Annotated in this window: 16 protein-coding genes; 7 read left to right on the top strand and 9 right to left on the bottom strand. The window is 65.3% G+C overall.

Annotation, left to right across the window (positions count from 1 at the left end; translation table 11 throughout):
* Window positions 1-372: 372 nt before the first annotated feature.
* Window positions 373-942, bottom strand: coding sequence for a TetR/AcrR family transcriptional regulator (locus ACIBJI_RS14695; RefSeq protein WP_364350120.1), 570 nt, complete (start codon window positions 940-942; stop codon window positions 373-375).
* Between the two features lie 85 nt (window positions 943-1,027).
* On the opposite strand from ACIBJI_RS14695, the gene ACIBJI_RS14690 reads away from it, so the two are divergent.
* On the top strand, window positions 1,028-1,558 hold the full coding sequence (locus ACIBJI_RS14690; RefSeq protein ID WP_364350117.1) for a DUF1772 domain-containing protein: 531 nt from the start codon (window positions 1,028-1,030) through the stop codon (window positions 1,556-1,558).
* 149 nt (window positions 1,559-1,707) lie between these two features.
* Here ACIBJI_RS14690 and ACIBJI_RS14685 read toward each other — a convergent pair whose 3' ends face one another.
* From ACIBJI_RS14685 to ACIBJI_RS14675, 3 genes are all read right to left on the bottom strand, one after another.
* Window positions 1,708-2,172: a hypothetical protein gene (locus ACIBJI_RS14685; protein WP_364350114.1), complete on the bottom strand. Its 465-nt coding sequence runs from the start codon at window positions 2,170-2,172 to the stop codon at window positions 1,708-1,710.
* Between the two features lie 341 nt (window positions 2,173-2,513).
* Window positions 2,514-4,715 carry an RNA polymerase recycling motor ATPase HelR gene (gene helR, locus ACIBJI_RS14680; RefSeq protein ID WP_364350111.1) on the bottom strand — a complete coding sequence of 734 codons (2,202 nt, stop codon included), beginning with the start codon at window positions 4,713-4,715 and terminating at the stop codon, window positions 2,514-2,516.
* A 397-nt stretch (window positions 4,716-5,112) separates the two neighbouring features.
* Window positions 5,113-5,679: a hypothetical protein gene (locus ACIBJI_RS14675; RefSeq protein WP_364350108.1), complete on the bottom strand. Its 567-nt coding sequence runs from the start codon at window positions 5,677-5,679 to the stop codon at window positions 5,113-5,115.
* A gap of 240 nt (window positions 5,680-5,919) precedes the next feature.
* On the opposite strand from ACIBJI_RS14675, the gene ACIBJI_RS14670 reads away from it, so the two are divergent.
* The 3 genes from ACIBJI_RS14670 (at window position 5,920) to ACIBJI_RS14660 (ending at window position 7,704) form a co-directional block, all read left to right on the top strand.
* Window positions 5,920-6,324 carry a peptidase inhibitor family I36 protein gene (locus tag ACIBJI_RS14670; protein ID WP_364350105.1) on the top strand — a complete coding sequence of 135 codons (405 nt, stop codon included), beginning with the start codon at window positions 5,920-5,922 and terminating at the stop codon, window positions 6,322-6,324.
* An 87-nt stretch (window positions 6,325-6,411) separates the two neighbouring features.
* Entirely contained in the window at window positions 6,412-7,086 is a 675-nt protein-coding gene (locus ACIBJI_RS14665) for a YdcF family protein (protein ID WP_397084490.1), read from the top strand.
* 144 nt (window positions 7,087-7,230) lie between these two features.
* Window positions 7,231-7,704 (top strand): nuclear transport factor 2 family protein, encoded by a 474-nt coding sequence (locus tag ACIBJI_RS14660; RefSeq protein ID WP_397084488.1) that lies wholly within the window; start codon window positions 7,231-7,233, stop codon window positions 7,702-7,704.
* Between the two features lie 136 nt (window positions 7,705-7,840).
* Here ACIBJI_RS14660 and sigJ read toward each other — a convergent pair whose 3' ends face one another.
* Together sigJ and ACIBJI_RS14650 are read right to left on the bottom strand one after the other, a co-directional pair.
* A complete protein-coding gene (gene sigJ / locus ACIBJI_RS14655) occupies window positions 7,841-8,737 on the bottom strand; it encodes an RNA polymerase sigma factor SigJ (RefSeq protein WP_364350096.1) in 897 nt (298 codons plus the stop codon).
* A complete protein-coding gene (locus ACIBJI_RS14650; protein WP_364350093.1) occupies window positions 8,734-9,918 on the bottom strand; it encodes an FAD-dependent oxidoreductase in 1,185 nt (394 codons plus the stop codon). The genes sigJ and ACIBJI_RS14650 overlap by 4 nt, the downstream gene beginning before the upstream one ends.
* Window positions 9,919-10,087: 169 nt before the next feature.
* On the opposite strand from ACIBJI_RS14650, the gene ACIBJI_RS14645 reads away from it, so the two are divergent.
* Together ACIBJI_RS14645 and ACIBJI_RS14640 are read left to right on the top strand one after the other, a co-directional pair.
* Window positions 10,088-10,753, top strand: coding sequence for a hypothetical protein (locus ACIBJI_RS14645; RefSeq protein WP_364350090.1), 666 nt, complete (start codon window positions 10,088-10,090; stop codon window positions 10,751-10,753).
* Window positions 10,754-11,114: 361 nt separating this feature from the next.
* On the top strand, window positions 11,115-11,453 hold the full coding sequence (locus ACIBJI_RS14640; RefSeq protein WP_397084486.1) for a hypothetical protein: 339 nt from the start codon (window positions 11,115-11,117) through the stop codon (window positions 11,451-11,453).
* Between the two features lie 2 nt (window positions 11,454-11,455).
* On the opposite strand, the gene ACIBJI_RS14635 is transcribed toward ACIBJI_RS14640, so the two are convergent.
* From ACIBJI_RS14635 to ACIBJI_RS14625, 3 genes are all read right to left on the bottom strand, one after another.
* Complete coding sequence (locus ACIBJI_RS14635) at window positions 11,456-12,427, bottom strand: alpha/beta hydrolase family protein (protein ID WP_364350084.1); 972 nt, start codon at window positions 12,425-12,427, stop codon at window positions 11,456-11,458.
* A gap of 63 nt (window positions 12,428-12,490) precedes the next feature.
* Window positions 12,491-12,967, bottom strand: coding sequence for a DUF1801 domain-containing protein (locus ACIBJI_RS14630; protein ID WP_364350081.1), 477 nt, complete (start codon window positions 12,965-12,967; stop codon window positions 12,491-12,493).
* 84 nt (window positions 12,968-13,051) lie between these two features.
* On the bottom strand, window positions 13,052-13,972 hold the full coding sequence (locus ACIBJI_RS14625; protein WP_364350078.1) for a LysR family transcriptional regulator: 921 nt from the start codon (window positions 13,970-13,972) through the stop codon (window positions 13,052-13,054).
* 75 nt (window positions 13,973-14,047) lie between these two features.
* On the opposite strand from ACIBJI_RS14625, the gene ACIBJI_RS14620 reads away from it, so the two are divergent.
* Complete coding sequence (locus ACIBJI_RS14620) at window positions 14,048-15,547, top strand: MFS transporter (RefSeq protein WP_364350075.1); 1,500 nt, start codon at window positions 14,048-14,050, stop codon at window positions 15,545-15,547.
* Window positions 15,548-15,590: the final 43 nt, after the last annotated feature.

The following is a 15,590-nucleotide window of genomic DNA, read 5'->3' as shown; positions in this document are numbered from 1 at the left end:
GAGACAGATGGCCTGCCCGGTTCGGGGAACTGAAGCAGGCGAGATCCAACTACCTTTGCCATCAAAGGCAATTGCCTTTGATGGCAAAGGTAGTTGGATGTGAGTGCGGATGTCAACCGCGAAATCGGGGCCCGGACCGGGGCTTGCAGCATCAGCTCGGCGACTTCCGAGGACTGCAGCAGCAGGCACAACCCAACACCGGGCGTTCCGGAGTGGCGTCGGTGAACCGACACCCAAGCGGCACGGCAATCGATGCCAGCAGACACTGCCCGGCCCGATCCTTGCACAATCCGCGCGTGATCAACTCGCGCAACCATGCGTGGCATCCTGCGCGGCTACCACCATTCCGACAACCGACTTCTTCGACCGGGCTCAGCCGAACAGACCGGCGCGCGCCGCGGTCAGCGCGACTGCGGCGGCCGCGTCGGCGGTGCTGTCGTTCACCGGCTCACGGGTAATCAGCACACGGAAATATATCGGCGCCACAAGCGTTTTGATCAGTTCGACGGGGTTTGTGCCAGCGGGGAGTTCGCCGCGTTCGACCGCACGCGTCGCGACGGGCAGCGCCTTGCGGATGCGGTCGCGGAAGGCATGGCGCGTCCGGTCGGGTGGCGCTGCATTGGAGAGCATGACAGCGAGGACCGCCCGGCCGGACGGGCTGCCGATCCACGCGACCAGACCGCGGGCCAACGCGCGAAGGTCGTCCTCTATCGAGCCCGTCTCGGGGATAGGGATTTCCGCTTCGACGCTCTCGGCCAGCGCATCGGCGATCAGGGCATCCCGATCGGCCCACCGCCGGTAGACGGTGGTCTTGTGCACACCGGCACGCAGGGCGACGTTCTCGACGGTGAACGCGGCGTACCCGTGCTCGCTCAGCTCCTCGACGGTCGCGGCGAGCACGGCGGAGCGAACCTTCGGTCCACGTCCGAGGGGTGCAGTCATTGCAACTCCTTGTTGCGATATCGGCGTACAGCGGGCATGCTGACGATATCGCAACTCGATGTTGCGATATGAGATGGGAGCTCCAATGTTGTCGAAATCCGTTCGGGCCGGGGCACTGCTGTTCCCAGGCCTGCTCGCCGGGGCATTCGGGTATGGCGCGGTGAATGTGCTGTACGCGTTTCGCGAAGTGCCCCTTGATGTTCGGTTCACCTTTCATACCGCGCTGATGCGGGTCAACGGGCCAGTGATGCAGTCGCTGATGGGGCTCGCCGTGCTGAGCACGCTGGTCTTGGCGGTGCTGTCGAAGTCGTGGCCGCGGTGGGTCGCGGCGGGCGCCTCGGCGCTGACATTCCTCTCCTTCCTGGTGACCCGCTTCGGGAACGTACCGATCAACCAGCAGATCAAGCAGTGGGCCGTGGGGACCCCGCCCAGCGACTATGCCGACATCCTGCGGCGTTGGGAACTGTTCCATTTCACCCGGACCGGCTGCGCACTACTCGCATTCATCCTGGTGATCACGGTCGTCGTCGGCTCCACCCGGCCCCGCAATGAGGCCGCGCGCCCGAGCTCAGCCGCGGACGAACCCTCGGCCGAGGTCTCCGTAGCGACGCCGTGACGCACCGTCCGCAAACGCCGGTCGGTGCTCCCGGATTCCATGCAGCAAGCATCATTCGACGTAGCCACGTGCCCGATGGCGGGCTGCCCGTAGCCCTCTGCCCAGCAGAATGAACCTCGCGGAATAGTACGAGTTGGTCTCGAGTCGGGTCACCAATCGTGATTGCGCGCGAGCTCTGCTTTTGCTTGCGATATCAAGTCGGATTGAAGTGGCCGACAATGTGCCCACCAATCAGGGTGGGCCACAGGGTCGCGCACAGCGTCGTGCAGCCCCCGAGCATGGGCGACCATACGGTCCCGCAAGGCATCTGAGCAGATGAGCTCGACCCGCTTCTCTGCTAGCCAGACGCTCTCGATCATGCGCTTCATGTCGTCCGGAGCGCCGCCTCGCTCTCGGACATCGAGCTCTCCCTGTAGTCGCTGCGCCGTCTCGAAGTAGTCGAGTATGGCGGACTTCAGTTCTTCCCGATGCGCGAGGCGACTTTCAGCGCGAAACTTGAACTTCGCCTCGCGCGCCGAATTCCGTTGCACCAGAAGCGTTGCCGATGCACCGAGACCAGCGCCCAGCAAGGGCATCAGACCCGTCACCAACGTCGAAACCACACCAGAAGACATGGGCCCGATTCTTGCAATCGGCAGCCCACCCGCGGGTCGATTCCGCGCGCTGCTGTCGTTTCCAGCCGGCTAGGGTGTCGATATGGAGTGCATAGTCGGCGACGTTTCCGTGCATTATGTCGAGTACAGTGCGGGCACTCCGATCCTGATGATCTTCGTTACTCCTTCGGACAGTGATCGACAACACCTGTGAATGCCGGTGGTCTGGCTCGCCTATCCGCAGATCGGTTGGCAGCCAGCATCATTCGTCGTCCACGTATGCCGACGAGCGCACATCGGTCCGCTGTCACAACCGTCGACCGCGGGCCCCGGTCTCGGGTCCGGGATCGCACGCGAAATGGCTACGTCCAACTTCGATCACCGGCCGGAGCGGGTGCGCCTAGTCCAGTGAGCGCCTGCGGCAATGGACCCTGGTGCAGCACGCCGAGGCGTTGGGTGGCACGGGTCAGGGCGACGTAGAGTTCGGCAGCGCCGCGCGGGCCCTCGGCGAGGATCCGCTCCGGCTCCACGACCAGGACCGCGTCGAATTCCAGCCCCTTCGTCTCCGACGCGGGCACCGTGCCCGGCACACCCGCCGGGCCGATCACGATGCTGGTGCCTTCGCGATCGGCTTCGTCGCGTACGAATTCCGCGACGGCAGTGGGCAATTCATCCTCGGTAACCTGCCTGGACCAGGGCTGTACACCGCACGCGCGGACCGACTCCGGCGCCTGCACCCCGGGTGCGAACTCGGCGAGCAATGCGGCGGCGACGGTCATGATCTCCGCCGGTGTGCGGTAGTTCACCGATAGCGACCGGTAGACCCAGCGGCCGGGCACGTACGACTCGAAGATCGTGTCCCACGAGATCGCACCGGCCACCGACCGACGCTGCGCGAGATCGCCTACCACTGTGAAGGATCGGCCCGGGCAGCGCCGCATCAACACCCGCCAGTCCATTTCGGACAGTTCTTGGGCTTCGTCGACCACGACGTGTCGATAAGTCCAATCCCGGTCCGCGGCAGCGCGTTCGACGAGTTCGCGGGTGTCGCGCTCGAGGAAGCGCTCGGCAAGGTCCTCGGCGTAGAGCATGTCCTGGGCGAGCAGGCCGATGTCGTCGTTAAGGTCTTCGCGCGTGATGAGAGTGTCGAACACGCCAGCGGCGTACTCGGCCTCGGCCTTGCGTTCCCGCTCAGCGGCTCGCGCGGCAGCCTCATCGGCCGCCTTGTCGCGGCCGAGCAGGTCGACCAGTTCGTCGAGCAGCGGAACGTCCGACACCGTCCAGGTCTCGCCATCGGCGCGCCACAGCGCCCGGTCGGCACCGGCGGCACGCAACCGTTCAGGAGACGAATACAGCTGTGCCAGTATTATTTCCGGCGTCAGTATCGGCCAGAGTTCGTCTAGCGCGGCGGTGAACTGGTCGGTGTCGGCGAGCTCGGCGACCAGGTCCGTCCGTAGGTTCTCCCATGCTTCGCGGTCCTTCCGGGTCAACCAGCCGCGGCCGATCCGGGCTATCGCCCGTTCGGTGAGCACATACGTGACGATCTCGCTGAATACCGCGCGGGCCTCGTTGTGCGGCAGCCCGCTCGCGCGTGCCTCCTCCCTTGCCCACTCCGCGGTCTCGGTGTCGATCCGCACCGTGACGTCTTTCAGTTCGATCTGCACCGAATGCTCCGGCACCCGCTGCCGATCGGCGATCGCCGCCGCGAGCACGTCCAGGATCTTCAGCGAGCCTTTGAGCCGCGCGGCATCCGGCGTGTCTTCGGCGGTGACGCGAAACCCTGGCATCAGATCGCCAGTGGTCATGAACACGACGTTCGTCTCGCCCAGCGACGGCAGAACGCGGCCGATGTGGTTGAGAAATGCCGGATTCGGTCCGACGACGAGCACACCGTGGCGTTCCATCCGCTCCCGCTGGGTGTAGAGCAAGTACGCGACGCGGTGCAGCGCGACCACGGTTTTGCCGGTGCCCGGGCCACCCTCGATCACCAGCACCCCGGGGTGATCGAGGCGGATGATCTGGTCCTGTTCGGCCTGGATCGTCGCCACGATGTCGCGCATGCCCGAACCTCGCGGCGCATTCACTGCCGCGAGCAAGGCCGCGTCGCCGCGCTCGCCATCACTCGGGCGGCCGAGCACTTCATCGGTGAAATCGACCACTCGACGCCCGCGCGTGTGGAACTGTCGGCGGCGGCGCATGTTCTCCGGTGTCGCGGCGGTCGCGACATAGAACGCGCGCGACGCCGGTGCCCGCCAATCGAGCAACAGCGGCTCGTACTCGTTCTCGTCGTCGAAAATGCCGATCCGGCCGATGTAGGAATGTTCGCCCGAAACTGTGTCCAACCGGCCGAAACACAGACCGTTGTCGGCCACATCCAGCCGCTTGGCCTCCTTGGCCAGCGCGCGCACCTCGAAATCTCGTTCCATGGGTGTCCCGCCGGTTCCGCGCAGTGCGGCGGTGTACTTGCCCTTCACTCGCGCGCGTTCGGCGTCGAGCCGCGTGTAGAGCTCGGCCACATAGCTTCGCTCGGACCGCAATTCGGTTTCGTACCACTGAGTCGTCATATGCCCCTTGCTTTCCTGGCTCTATGGGTTCACACGGACACGGTTTCTCGACTGAGCGCGTCGAGCAGCAGCGTCGCGGCCACTTCGCCCCGTCGGTGCGGATCGTGTCGGTCGGCCACGGCGGTCGCTCGTCCCCGGGTCTCGGGGATCACCCATACGTCGACAGCAATACGCGCATTTCGTAACCCCATTTCCGCAGGTTCTGGCTTCGGTCAGTGATTCTGCGGTACGACGGGGGTCTTGCCGCAAGCCCCCGGGTGCGCTATACGTTGAATATGGAAGGGAGTTCCCCTCCCTGCGTCTTGCGAAGTGCGTATTCCGGTTTCCCGGCCCCAGCGGTTGATCCTCACTTCGGTATCCCTCACCGACGACCTGGCCGTGTGCTCCTGAGGGCGTCCTACTTCATGAGACCCAGCAGACCGAGGTGCGGCTCGAGCGCGCCGTCCTGGCCGAGCGCCAGGAAGTCCGGCTCAACGTCCGCGAGCGCGAGCTTCCCGGCGCGTACCGCGCGGTAGCGCACAAACGACCAGAGGAAGACGTCGAGATTGTCGAAGCGGGTGCCGCCTTCGAGCACTTCTTCCTCGTGGAACCACACGGCCACTTGACCATTGGTGAGTACGACATACAGATTGCCGCCGCCGTCCGCACCGATCGAGTACACATCGTCGTCGGTCAACTCGGTCGTGTAGTCCGAATCAACGATGCCGCAGTCGTTTCCGGCGAAATCGAATCCGTAGGACCAATCGAAGATGTCCAAGAACTGCGGCAGCATGCCTGAGCGCACACGGCGGTCGAACGCGGCCAGCGCCGCAGAGTCCGCGGGAGCCAGGCGCGCGAGAAACGGTGCCACCGGCCGGGTCTGCTCGGGAACCTGGACGGGTGCGGCGGCGGGAAACCACCGCGCCAGATCGGTGTCGAGATCGCGATCGATGTAGCCGACCAGGTCGGCAAGGGTAAGCGTCACGCCGGGATTGTAGAAGTACCTCAGGACATCCTGCGACGTCGCTGTGAGCCAACGGTTGATACGCAATCGCGCCGGTACGTCTGAATCCGTGTACAGCAGGAATATCGGCTCGGTCCGAGTTGGTGGTGAGCCCGCTGATCTGCCCGATTAGTCCGTCGTTGGTCGGTCGTTGGTGAGTCCGCACAGAGTTGGTGTCAAGCCGTCAGAAGGCCGACACCGATTCTCACGAAGGACACCACCATGAAAATCACCTACCGCGCCAACGCCGTTCGCCGTCTGGTCCCGCTCGCCGCGGCCGCTCTGACACTCGGCACAGTCGCGGGTGGCGCGATGATCTCGGCCGCTCCGGCATCGGCGACACCGAGCTACGACTGCCCGGGCGGAAAGTTCTGCGGCTGGGACGGTGCGAATGGCACGGGCGAGATGCTCTTTCAGTATGGCGCGGACTGTTTTCTGCACGACATCGGCAATGGCGGTGTCGGCGACCGTCTGACCTCGTACTGGAACCGCACCGGCGTAACCGTCGCGGTGTACAACTGGACGGGCGAAAACTGGCAGTTGCTCGCATCCGTTCCGAACAACGCTCGCGGCACCCTGCCATCCAGCGCGGACAACAAGGCCGACGCGGTCGAGATGTGCCGCTGAACCGCGCCTCGGGGATGCAGCCGAGATATCGGTGAAAAGCCATGTCGCGAACCGGCCTTTCGAAAGGCTTGTGCTTGGCTGAATCTCATGCGGAAACGGACTTGGCTTTCGACGACCGGTCTCGTGCTCTTGCTGCTCTGGGGCGAGTGGGAGAACTGGCGCGCTTCCCACAGGCTCGTGGGATCGGCCCCGGGCACTTCCGAGGCCATCGTTGTCCTGGGCTATCGCAATGCGGGCACACGCGCGAACCTCATGAACCGGTGGCGGGTGCGGGCCGGTCTGCGATCCATCGACCCCGCGGTCAGCACTCGTCTCGTGCTCTGTGGAGGGGCGTGCGCGGGTCCGCGAACTGAGGCTGCACTGATGGCTCGATACGCCACCGAGACCTGCGGGTACCGCGGCGAGCTCGTCTTGGAAGATCAGAGCCGGACCACATGGGAGAACATCGGTTTCGCGATCCCGTACCTGGAGGACATCGACCGGATCAAAATCGTATCGATTCCCCTCCACGCCGAGAAGGCGCGACAATACCTTGCCCAGCAGCGCCCGGAGCTGGGGGCGCGTCTGGTGCGGGGCGCGGATTATCGGTTCGGTGAGTGGACGCTGGCAAAGCCGGTGGTGGCGATCTACAGCCTGTGGAAGGACGCCCGCGACCGCTCACGCGCCGACCGGAATACCCCGCCGAGCCCGCGGGTCGCGGACCTCGTCAACGCTCCGACGACCGAGCCCACCGACGGCGGTAAGCCGAATACGACAACTTAGCGGCCGCTGATCGTTTGGTCCGCAACGCGTTTGGGCGCGCAAGAACCTCGATGCACACGCCGACGGTCACTCCTGCACGCCAGGTGAACGGTATTACGTCGGAGGTAATCGACGCGGCGCAGCGGCGCGGGCATGGTGGCAGCCATGAACGAACTCGGGACGATCAACACCCGCACCGTCGTCGAGGAATTGCTGCGCCGGATCGGTGCGGGCGATCCGGACGCCACCGCCGCGCTCTACGCCCCGGTCAGCGACTGGAAACTCAATTGGCCGAACAATGAGCACGACCGACCCGCCACCCCATGGATCCGCCACCGCGCCACCCGCGCCGACGCGGCCGCGCATTACCGCCAACTCGCTCACCACCACGTGCCCGAAGAGGCCGGCACCGTGATCGAACGCATTCTGGTCGACGGCCCAGATGCAGTGGTACTCGGTGAAATACGCCAAACTGCCCGACCCACCGGCCGCGCCTACCGCTCCCGTTTCGCGCTACACCTCACCATCGAAAACGGCCTCATCACCCGCCACCACGTCTACGAAGACAGCCTCGCCGTCGCCCAAGCCTTCGACACACGGAAACCCGAGCGCCACCAAACCGGCTCGAACACACCATAATCCCGCCGATCGTGTCAGCGGAACCAGCAGATCAGTTGGCAGCCAATGTCACTCGGTATCCGCGCCCGCCGAATAGTGTGGGCTCGACGGCGACGGCCGGTATCGAAAATTGTTACCGTCAACCGCTTTCGAACCTCTATCGGCTGATCCGACGCGGAACCGCCACCGTAACGAGTTTGTCCGGGTTACGGATGGCGTAGAAGTTGGTGATCTTGCCGTCGACGATCTCCATCAGGAAGACACCTTCCAGGTAGTCGTCGCGGTAGACGGCCATCGCGGGCGTGTGGTTGCAGTTGAGCATTTCGATGCCCAGGTTCGGCGTCCTGCTCGCCTTGTGGAACAGTTCCACGAGGCATCGGGCTACCTTCTGCGCGCCCACGACCGGCCGCCGCGTCGCGACGGCCTTACCGCCACTGTCGGCGGTCCAGGTGGCGTCCGGAGCGAGTAATGAGAGCAGCCCCTGCGTGTCACCGGTGGACGCCGCTGTCATGAACTGCTCGGTGATCTCTGCGATTTTCGCCGCGTCGACTGGCACGAAGCGTTTACGCCGAGCCTGCACGTGTGACCGGGCGCGATGGGCGACCTGGCGCACCGTCATCACGGATTTGCCCACCGCTGCTGCGATGTCGTCGTAGTCGAAGCCGAATACCTCGCGCAGCACGAACACGGCACGCTCGTCGGGAGTGAGTGTTTCCAGTAGCACGAGCATCGCCATCGACACCGATTCGGCGAGCACCACGTCGGCCGACGCGTCGTGCTCATCGAGCAGCAGCGGCTCGGGCAGCCACGGGCCGATGTAGTCCTCGCGACGGCGTGCGCCGGCCCGCACGGCGTTGAGGGCCTGACGGGTCACCAACTGCGCCAGATACGACTTGGTGTCGCGCACCGTCACGAGGTCCACCTCGGCCCACCGCAGATAACTGTCCTGCAGCACGTCATCGGATTCGGTTGCCGAGCCGAGGATTTCGTAGGCGATCGTGAACAGCAGCGGCCGCAGCACGGTGAACCGCTCGGCGTGCTCGTCGGTCGTCACGAGGACGTGACCGCCGGCGCAGCGGAGGTCGGCTGCTCGGGACGCGGGCCGCCCTTGGGCCAGATCAGGGAACCCGGCTTGCGGGCCTCACGGCGGATCTTCCACACCGCGACCTTGCAGGTCATCTCCTTGATCCGCGCACCCATGCGGCCGCCGATGTAGAGGTTCACCGCGGTGTCGTCTTTGCGGGCGAGTTGTCGGATGCCGACGCGACGACCGAGGCTGACGCACGCCCCCGTGAGGGCCAGGTCGATTGCCGCGGGTTCGGTCCCCGCGATGTGACTCAATACCGTATCGGCGGCCTGCGCCCCGAGCGGCCCAGCGCCCTGGCAGCTCATCCGCAGCGGCTGGCCCGACGGTGCGGCGGCATCGCCGGTCGCCATGATCCGGTCGTCGTCGATGCTGGTCAGCGTTTCGTCGGTGAGCAGGCGGCCGAGCGCGTCGGTCCGCAGCCCGCTCGCGGCCGCCAACTGTGGCACGCCGAATCCCGTGGTCCAGATGGTGAGTGCGCTCGGACGCACCCCACCATCGGCGAAGACGACCGCATCCGGCCGGACCTCGGTCACCACATCGCCCTCGAGCACGGCGACGCCGTGCCGCGACAACCACTTGGCGACATATCGGCGACCCGGCGCACTCAGTGACGGCATCAGCGTTGCGCCACACGCCAGCGTGACCGTGCGTCCTTGTGCGGCCAGTTCGGCGGCCGTCTCGATGCCGGTCGGTCCACCGCCGACCACGGTGACGGCGGCATCGAGGGGCAACTCGTCCAGCTTGGCGCGCAGCCGCTGCGCGGACTCGAATTCGGCGATGGGGAAAGCGAATTCGGCCGCGCCGGACACCGACGGTATCGCAGCGGTGCTGCCGACTGCGTAGATGACATAGTCGTAGTCCAGCATGCGCCCCGACGCCAGTCGCACTGTGCGGGCAGCGGTGTCGATGCCCGTGGCGCTGTCGACAACCAACTCGATGCCCGTTCCGAGCAACGTGGCGTAGTCGATCGTCGCGTCGCCGGTGCCGGCCGCGAACTGGTGCAGCCGAACCCGATCGACGAACTTCGGGCGGGGATTTACCAGCGTGATGTCGACATCGGTGCGCATCCGCAGATGGTTGGCCGCGAGTGTCCCGGCGTAACCGCCGCCGATGACGACGACCTTGTGGAGCGTGTCGTGTTCAGTCATGCCCACAAGACACCGCGGACCGCCGAAATATGACATGGATACAACGTGACGTGCGTCACATCAATCTAAGACCAGTCGGTGATCGGCATCCGGCCAGGAGGTGGCGATGTGGAAGTCGGCATTGCCCCGTGGGCGGCGATCTGTCGGAGCACGCCGTTAATCTGCGAGCATGGTCAGACCTGAGTCGGCGCTGCGCCGCCTGTTGCGTGAAACAGGAAAACTGTTGCAACCGTATGGTTTTCATGGCTCTGACCCCAGGTGGATACGGGTCGAGCCAGGCGGTGTCGCCGCCGTCGGCCGCACCCGAGTTTCCCGCACGTGGACCAGTGGACAGCAGGTGCTCGGATTCGGCTTGGAGCTGAGTGCCACCCCAACCGCCTGGTGGGAATACCGCAATTGGCGCAACGCACAGCTGGGCCTGCCGCCCACACCACTGGAAGAGGCCACCGGCCCCGACCTGATCAATACCCACACCCTGCCCGACGAACTGACCGCATCGTGGTCGATAGGGCTCGACCCGGAACAACCCGGTCATGTGCTGCAAACCGATATCGATACCATCCGCACCGAACTCCCCCGGCGCGTACACGCTTACGCGCGCCACGCATTACGGCTGGTGGAGCCGGATCGATACCTCGACGAGCTGCTCGCCCACCCTGAACCGCACACCGGCACCTGGGAGGCGATCGTTGTCCTGCTCGCTGATCGGGGACCGGGACCACAACTGGAGGACGCATTCGACCGGCTCCGAATGCATTTCGCGGAACGAGATGCGTCCCCATACGCGGAAGATGTCATCGCGTACGCACGAAACCGCGCCGCCCTGGTCCACTGAGGCTTGCAGGAGACGACTTGATGGAGCTGCCGCCGGCTACGGCGCGGCTACTTGTGGTCGGCATCGTCGCGGATGTCCTGGACGCCACGCCATCCCGCCAGGGTGACCCATCAGGTTCAGGGGCCTGGTGACGGCTAAACTGCCGATCGAGTCAGCAGTGGTTCGCGTTGCATGTTCATCGGCGTCCAGCTCGACCGGCCGCGTGAATTACTGTCCCGTCGTAGGGAGGTGCTGCGGTGTCTGTTCGTCGAAGCGTGCTGGTAGCGGCCGTGCTGTGCGCCCTGCCGGTGCTGGGTGGGCCGCCCAGGTACAGGCCGACCCGCCGAGCGCCGGCAGCGGTGGTTGTCGGCAGGGCAGTTCGATGACCGGCCGGTTGGTGCCCGGCACCGGTAGCGCGGGGCAGAACATCCGGCGTACAGCCACGCTGCGGGGATGCGTCAGCTCGTTGCTCCCGGGTATCGATTCCGGACAGTTCGACGTGACCATTCCGTGGAACGCGCCCGGTACGCCCAGTTCGGCCCAGTTCTCATGGTCGGATGGCAGCATCAGCCCGGCGACCGGGTACGGCAATGGCCTGTGGTTGATCACCGACGGTCCGGCGCGTGGCCATGCGATCCAGGTGATTGTCGCCGATACGTGGAACGGCTGGTATTACAGCTACGCCGATGTGGCCGTGACATCGGCGATCTTCCAATCCTGAGTTCAGTGCGCGCCGAGGGCATCGAGAATCATCGGACGCGCCGACGCGAGCGCTTGCTGCCAATAGGGCCAGGTGTGCGTGCCGTTGACGACGTCGAATCGCGCGGCAATGCCGAGCTCGGCCATTCGATCACGCAGCATCTGGGCGGAGGTCAACGTCATCGCTTCGAGAGCCATCCCGTTCATCGTGTTGCCGATTCCGTACGGCAGGTCGAGCGGACCGGGCTGGCCATTGCCGGTCCAGATGTAGACCGGCAGCCCGCGCAGCGATTCCGCCTGGACGGTGGCATCGTTACGGCTCCAGGCGGGGTCACCGGCCAGACCCCACATATCGTCCACATTGAAGTTGCCCTCGTCCCACATGGCGGCGCGCATCGCTTCGTTCCAGAGCGGAAAAGTCGGGTGCACGAAGCCGGAAAATGATCCGGCGAACTTGAATTGGTCGCGATGCTGGCCCGCCATTATCAGTGCGGCATTGCCGCCCATAGAGGCACCGACGATCGCGTTGTTGGTTCGCGAAACGCCGTACCCCGCCAGGTATGCGGGCAACTCCCGGGTGAGGAATGTTTCCCATTTGTACGTCGTCTGCTGACCATTGGTACTGCTGGGTCGGTACCAGTCGGTGTAGAAGCTCGAGCGACCGCCAACCGGGAACACCAAAGTGACGTTGTCGCCTGCGAATTGGCGTAGCGCGTCGGTATCGCTGACCCACTGACTGTGATCGGCGGGCGCGCGCAGACCGTCGAGCACGTAGACGGCCGCGCTCCCGCCTCGGGCCGCCCACTGCACCTGGACCTTGATCGGTCCCATGCTCGACGGCACGAACAGGTCCTCGTAACCACCCGCGGGGGTGCGCAGTTTCGGTGTGGCGCCGGCTTGCGCCGCACCGATCGATGACAGCAGAACGGCGGCTGCCAGCACAGCGCCGATCTTGCGCAACCAACCCCAATGATTCCCAGACCGTGCTGCACCCACCCGCACACCTCCTACCGATCGGAAAGATCATCATAGTTTGCGTGACTGACTATCGCTCTCGCCTCAGCTGACCGCCTTCTCAATGAGCGCGCCGAGCCGTTCCTCATCCTCGGCCGTCAACTTCGTCAGCGCGAAGGCGGTCGGCCACATGGTGCCTTCATCGAGGTTCGCGATGTCGTTGAAGCCGAACGTCGCGTACCGCGACTTGAATTTCTCGGCGGTTTGGAAGAAACAGACGACCTTGCCGCCCATGGCATATGCGGGCATACCGTACCAGAGTTTCGGTGTAAGAGCTGGTGCGTTGGCCTTGACAATGGCATGGATCCGTTCGGCCATGGTGCGATCCGGTTCCGCCATCTCGGCGATCTTGGCGATCACGTCGGCTTCCCCGTCCGCTTTGGCCGCCCGCGAGCCGCGGCGCGCGGCGGTCTTCAACTCCTGGGCGTGCTCCTTCATCGCGGCCCGCTCTTCTTCGGAGAATCCGACCGAGGCCCGGCTCTTCGCGGTGGTCGCCTTGGTGGGCTTCTGCGCTTGCTTCATTGTCTTTTCCTCCGTGATCGTCTCGCTTTGGGGACGTTTCCAATGCTATGGAGCCGGTCCCGCACGGGGCTTCTTCGAAACTGATCAATCGATGGGAGCCAAAGCTTCGGCCGGCGGACGGAGCGCGTCGCGGATCGTGTCGCGCAGCCAGCGCTGCGCCGGATCGGCGTCGAGGCGTGCGTGCCAGAGCAGTCGCACTTCGACCTCCGGGAGGGGTGCCGGGATCGGAAACGCGCGAAGGCCGAGGGATTGGCCGTACTGTTCGGCGAGACGCTGTGGGACGAGCCCGACATACCGACCGGACGCGACCAGGAGCGCGGCAACAGCGGAAGTGGGCACGACGGCAGCGACGTGGCGTTGCAAGCCCGCAGCGTCGAGTGCATCGTCGAGCGGCCCGCGAGCGTGACCGCGCCGGGAGGCCGAGACGTGGGGATGGCGGCACAGTTGCCGCAATGTCGGGCGGCGGCCCAGTGGGCTGTCGGCACGGACGATGCCCACTATTCGTTCGCGATACAGCACAGCTGACCGAAGGTCGGGAGCGACGATGTCGCCCGCGCCGATATCCAGATCGACCGAGCCATCACGCAGCGCCTCGATGCTCTCGCTGCCCTCGGCGACGAAGCGCAATGTCACGCCGGGGGCGACTGCCGCGGTGGCATCGACCGCCACTGCCGCCAGGGTCGCGGCCACACCGTCGTTGATGCGAATTGTGAAGGTGCGCTGCAATTCTGCGACCGTGATCTGGCGATCGGCGCTGATCAGTGCTGATGCTTCGTCGAGCAGGGACCGCACCCGTGGCGCGGTGCGCAGCGCGAACGGTGTCGGAGCCATCCCACGACCAGCACGCACCAGGATCGGATCGCCCATCGCCCGCCGTAACCGTCCCAAGGCCCGGCTGGTCGCCGGGATGGACAGATGTAGGCGCTCGGACGCCCCCGTGACGCTGCCGTCCTGGAGCAGGGCGTCGAATACGCGCAGGAGATTCAGATCGAGCTGCTCTACCACAGTTGCATCATACGCAATAATTAGTTATGAAAGTTGCGTGGCACACAGACCACCCACGTCCATACCGTCGTGGCCATGCAATTCAATGTCCTGGATCAGGCTACGGCCCTGCCATCGCGTCCGGCCTCGCAGCGCGGACTGCTCGCGGTCGTCTGCGCCTGCGTCGTGCTCGTCGTCGGTATGGTCGCCGCGATCAATCTCGCCGTCCCGATGCTCGCCGCCAGCGCACTGCACCCCTCCGCGTCCGCGCTGGTCTGGATCGTCGACACCTATGTGATCGTTTTCGCCTGTCTGGTGATACCCGGCGGAGCGGCGGGAGATCGCTTCGGGCGCAAGGGGATTCTGCTCAGCGGACTGGGGCTGTTCGCGGTGGGCGCGCTCATCTCGGCGGCGGCACCGAATGTGGCACTGCTGCTCGCCGGGCGTGCGGTCACGGGTATCGGTGCTGCTGCCGTCCTGCCCAACACACTTGCCGTCCTGCTGCACGCTGTTCCCGCCGAGCGCAACAGCGCGACAATCGCGGTCTGGGCGTCGATGACCGGCATCGGTGGAGTTGTCGGCAATGTCGGTGGCGGGGTGATCCTTTCGGGCGGCTCGTGGCGTTGGTTGTTCGCCGCCGCCGTGCCGATCGCGCTGCTGCTCGCTGTGCTTGTGGGATGGATCGCGCCCGTGTCGCCGCGCCATGACCGCCGTCTCGACCCGCTCGGGGCCGTATTGCTCGTCGGCGCGTCGGTCGCGCTGCTACTCGGCATCGTCCAAGGTCCGGAGTCGGGCTGGTACAGTGCGCTCGTCCTCTCCGGATTCGCCTGTGCCGCAGCACTGTTCGCCGTATGGACGATAGTCGAGCTGAAAGTCGAACATCCGCTGCTGGATCCGCGGTTGTTCCGTCTCCCGGCCCTGCGCAGCGCCTGCCTCGGCATGACGGCTGTGTTCTTCGGCATGTTCGCGCTGTTCTACATCAACGCATCATTCCTGCAGTACGGCAAGGGATTCGGCGTGCTGCGGACCGGCCTCGGGATCATTCCGCTCACCGTCCCGATCATCCTCGGCGCGAAACATGTCGGACGACTCTCACCGCGAATCGGGCTCGACGCCACCGCCGCGCTCGCATTCGTATTCGTCGGAGGCGGACTGCTCGGCCTGTCCACGAGCGATGCGCAGACACCGTATATCGCATATGCCGCGTGGCTCGTAGTGATGGGAGTCGGAGTGGCGCTCGCACTTCCGACATTGTCCGGCGCGATCGCCGGGTCGCTGCCGCCGGAGCAGGCCGGGGTCGCAGCCGGATTGCAGGCCACCACCCGCGAGTTCGGCAGCGCACTCGGCGTCGCGGTCATCGGCACGGTGCTCACCGCACGATTCGTCGCCGCACTACCGCCGGACATCCGCGCCGACCACGATCCGCACACCGTGGCGCGAGCTCTCGCATCCGGGCACACCAATGATGTTGTCGCAGCGTTCGTTTCGGGCGCGGACGCCGGACTGAGGGTGATCGGCGTGCTCGTGCTCATCTGCGGCGTGCTCGTCGTGCTGCAGTCGCTGCTGTCCCGACGTGGATCCGATCGTCGGGCGTAGGACCCCGCTCTGCGGAATCTTCTTGTCACAGACGCGACATCAT

The organism is Nocardia sp. NPDC050408, assembly GCF_044458905.1.
Taxonomy (GTDB): Bacteria; Actinomycetota; Actinomycetes; order Mycobacteriales; family Mycobacteriaceae; genus Nocardia.
The sequence above is the reverse complement of the archived record's forward strand: the minus strand, read 5'-3'. Positions and strand labels throughout refer to the sequence as shown.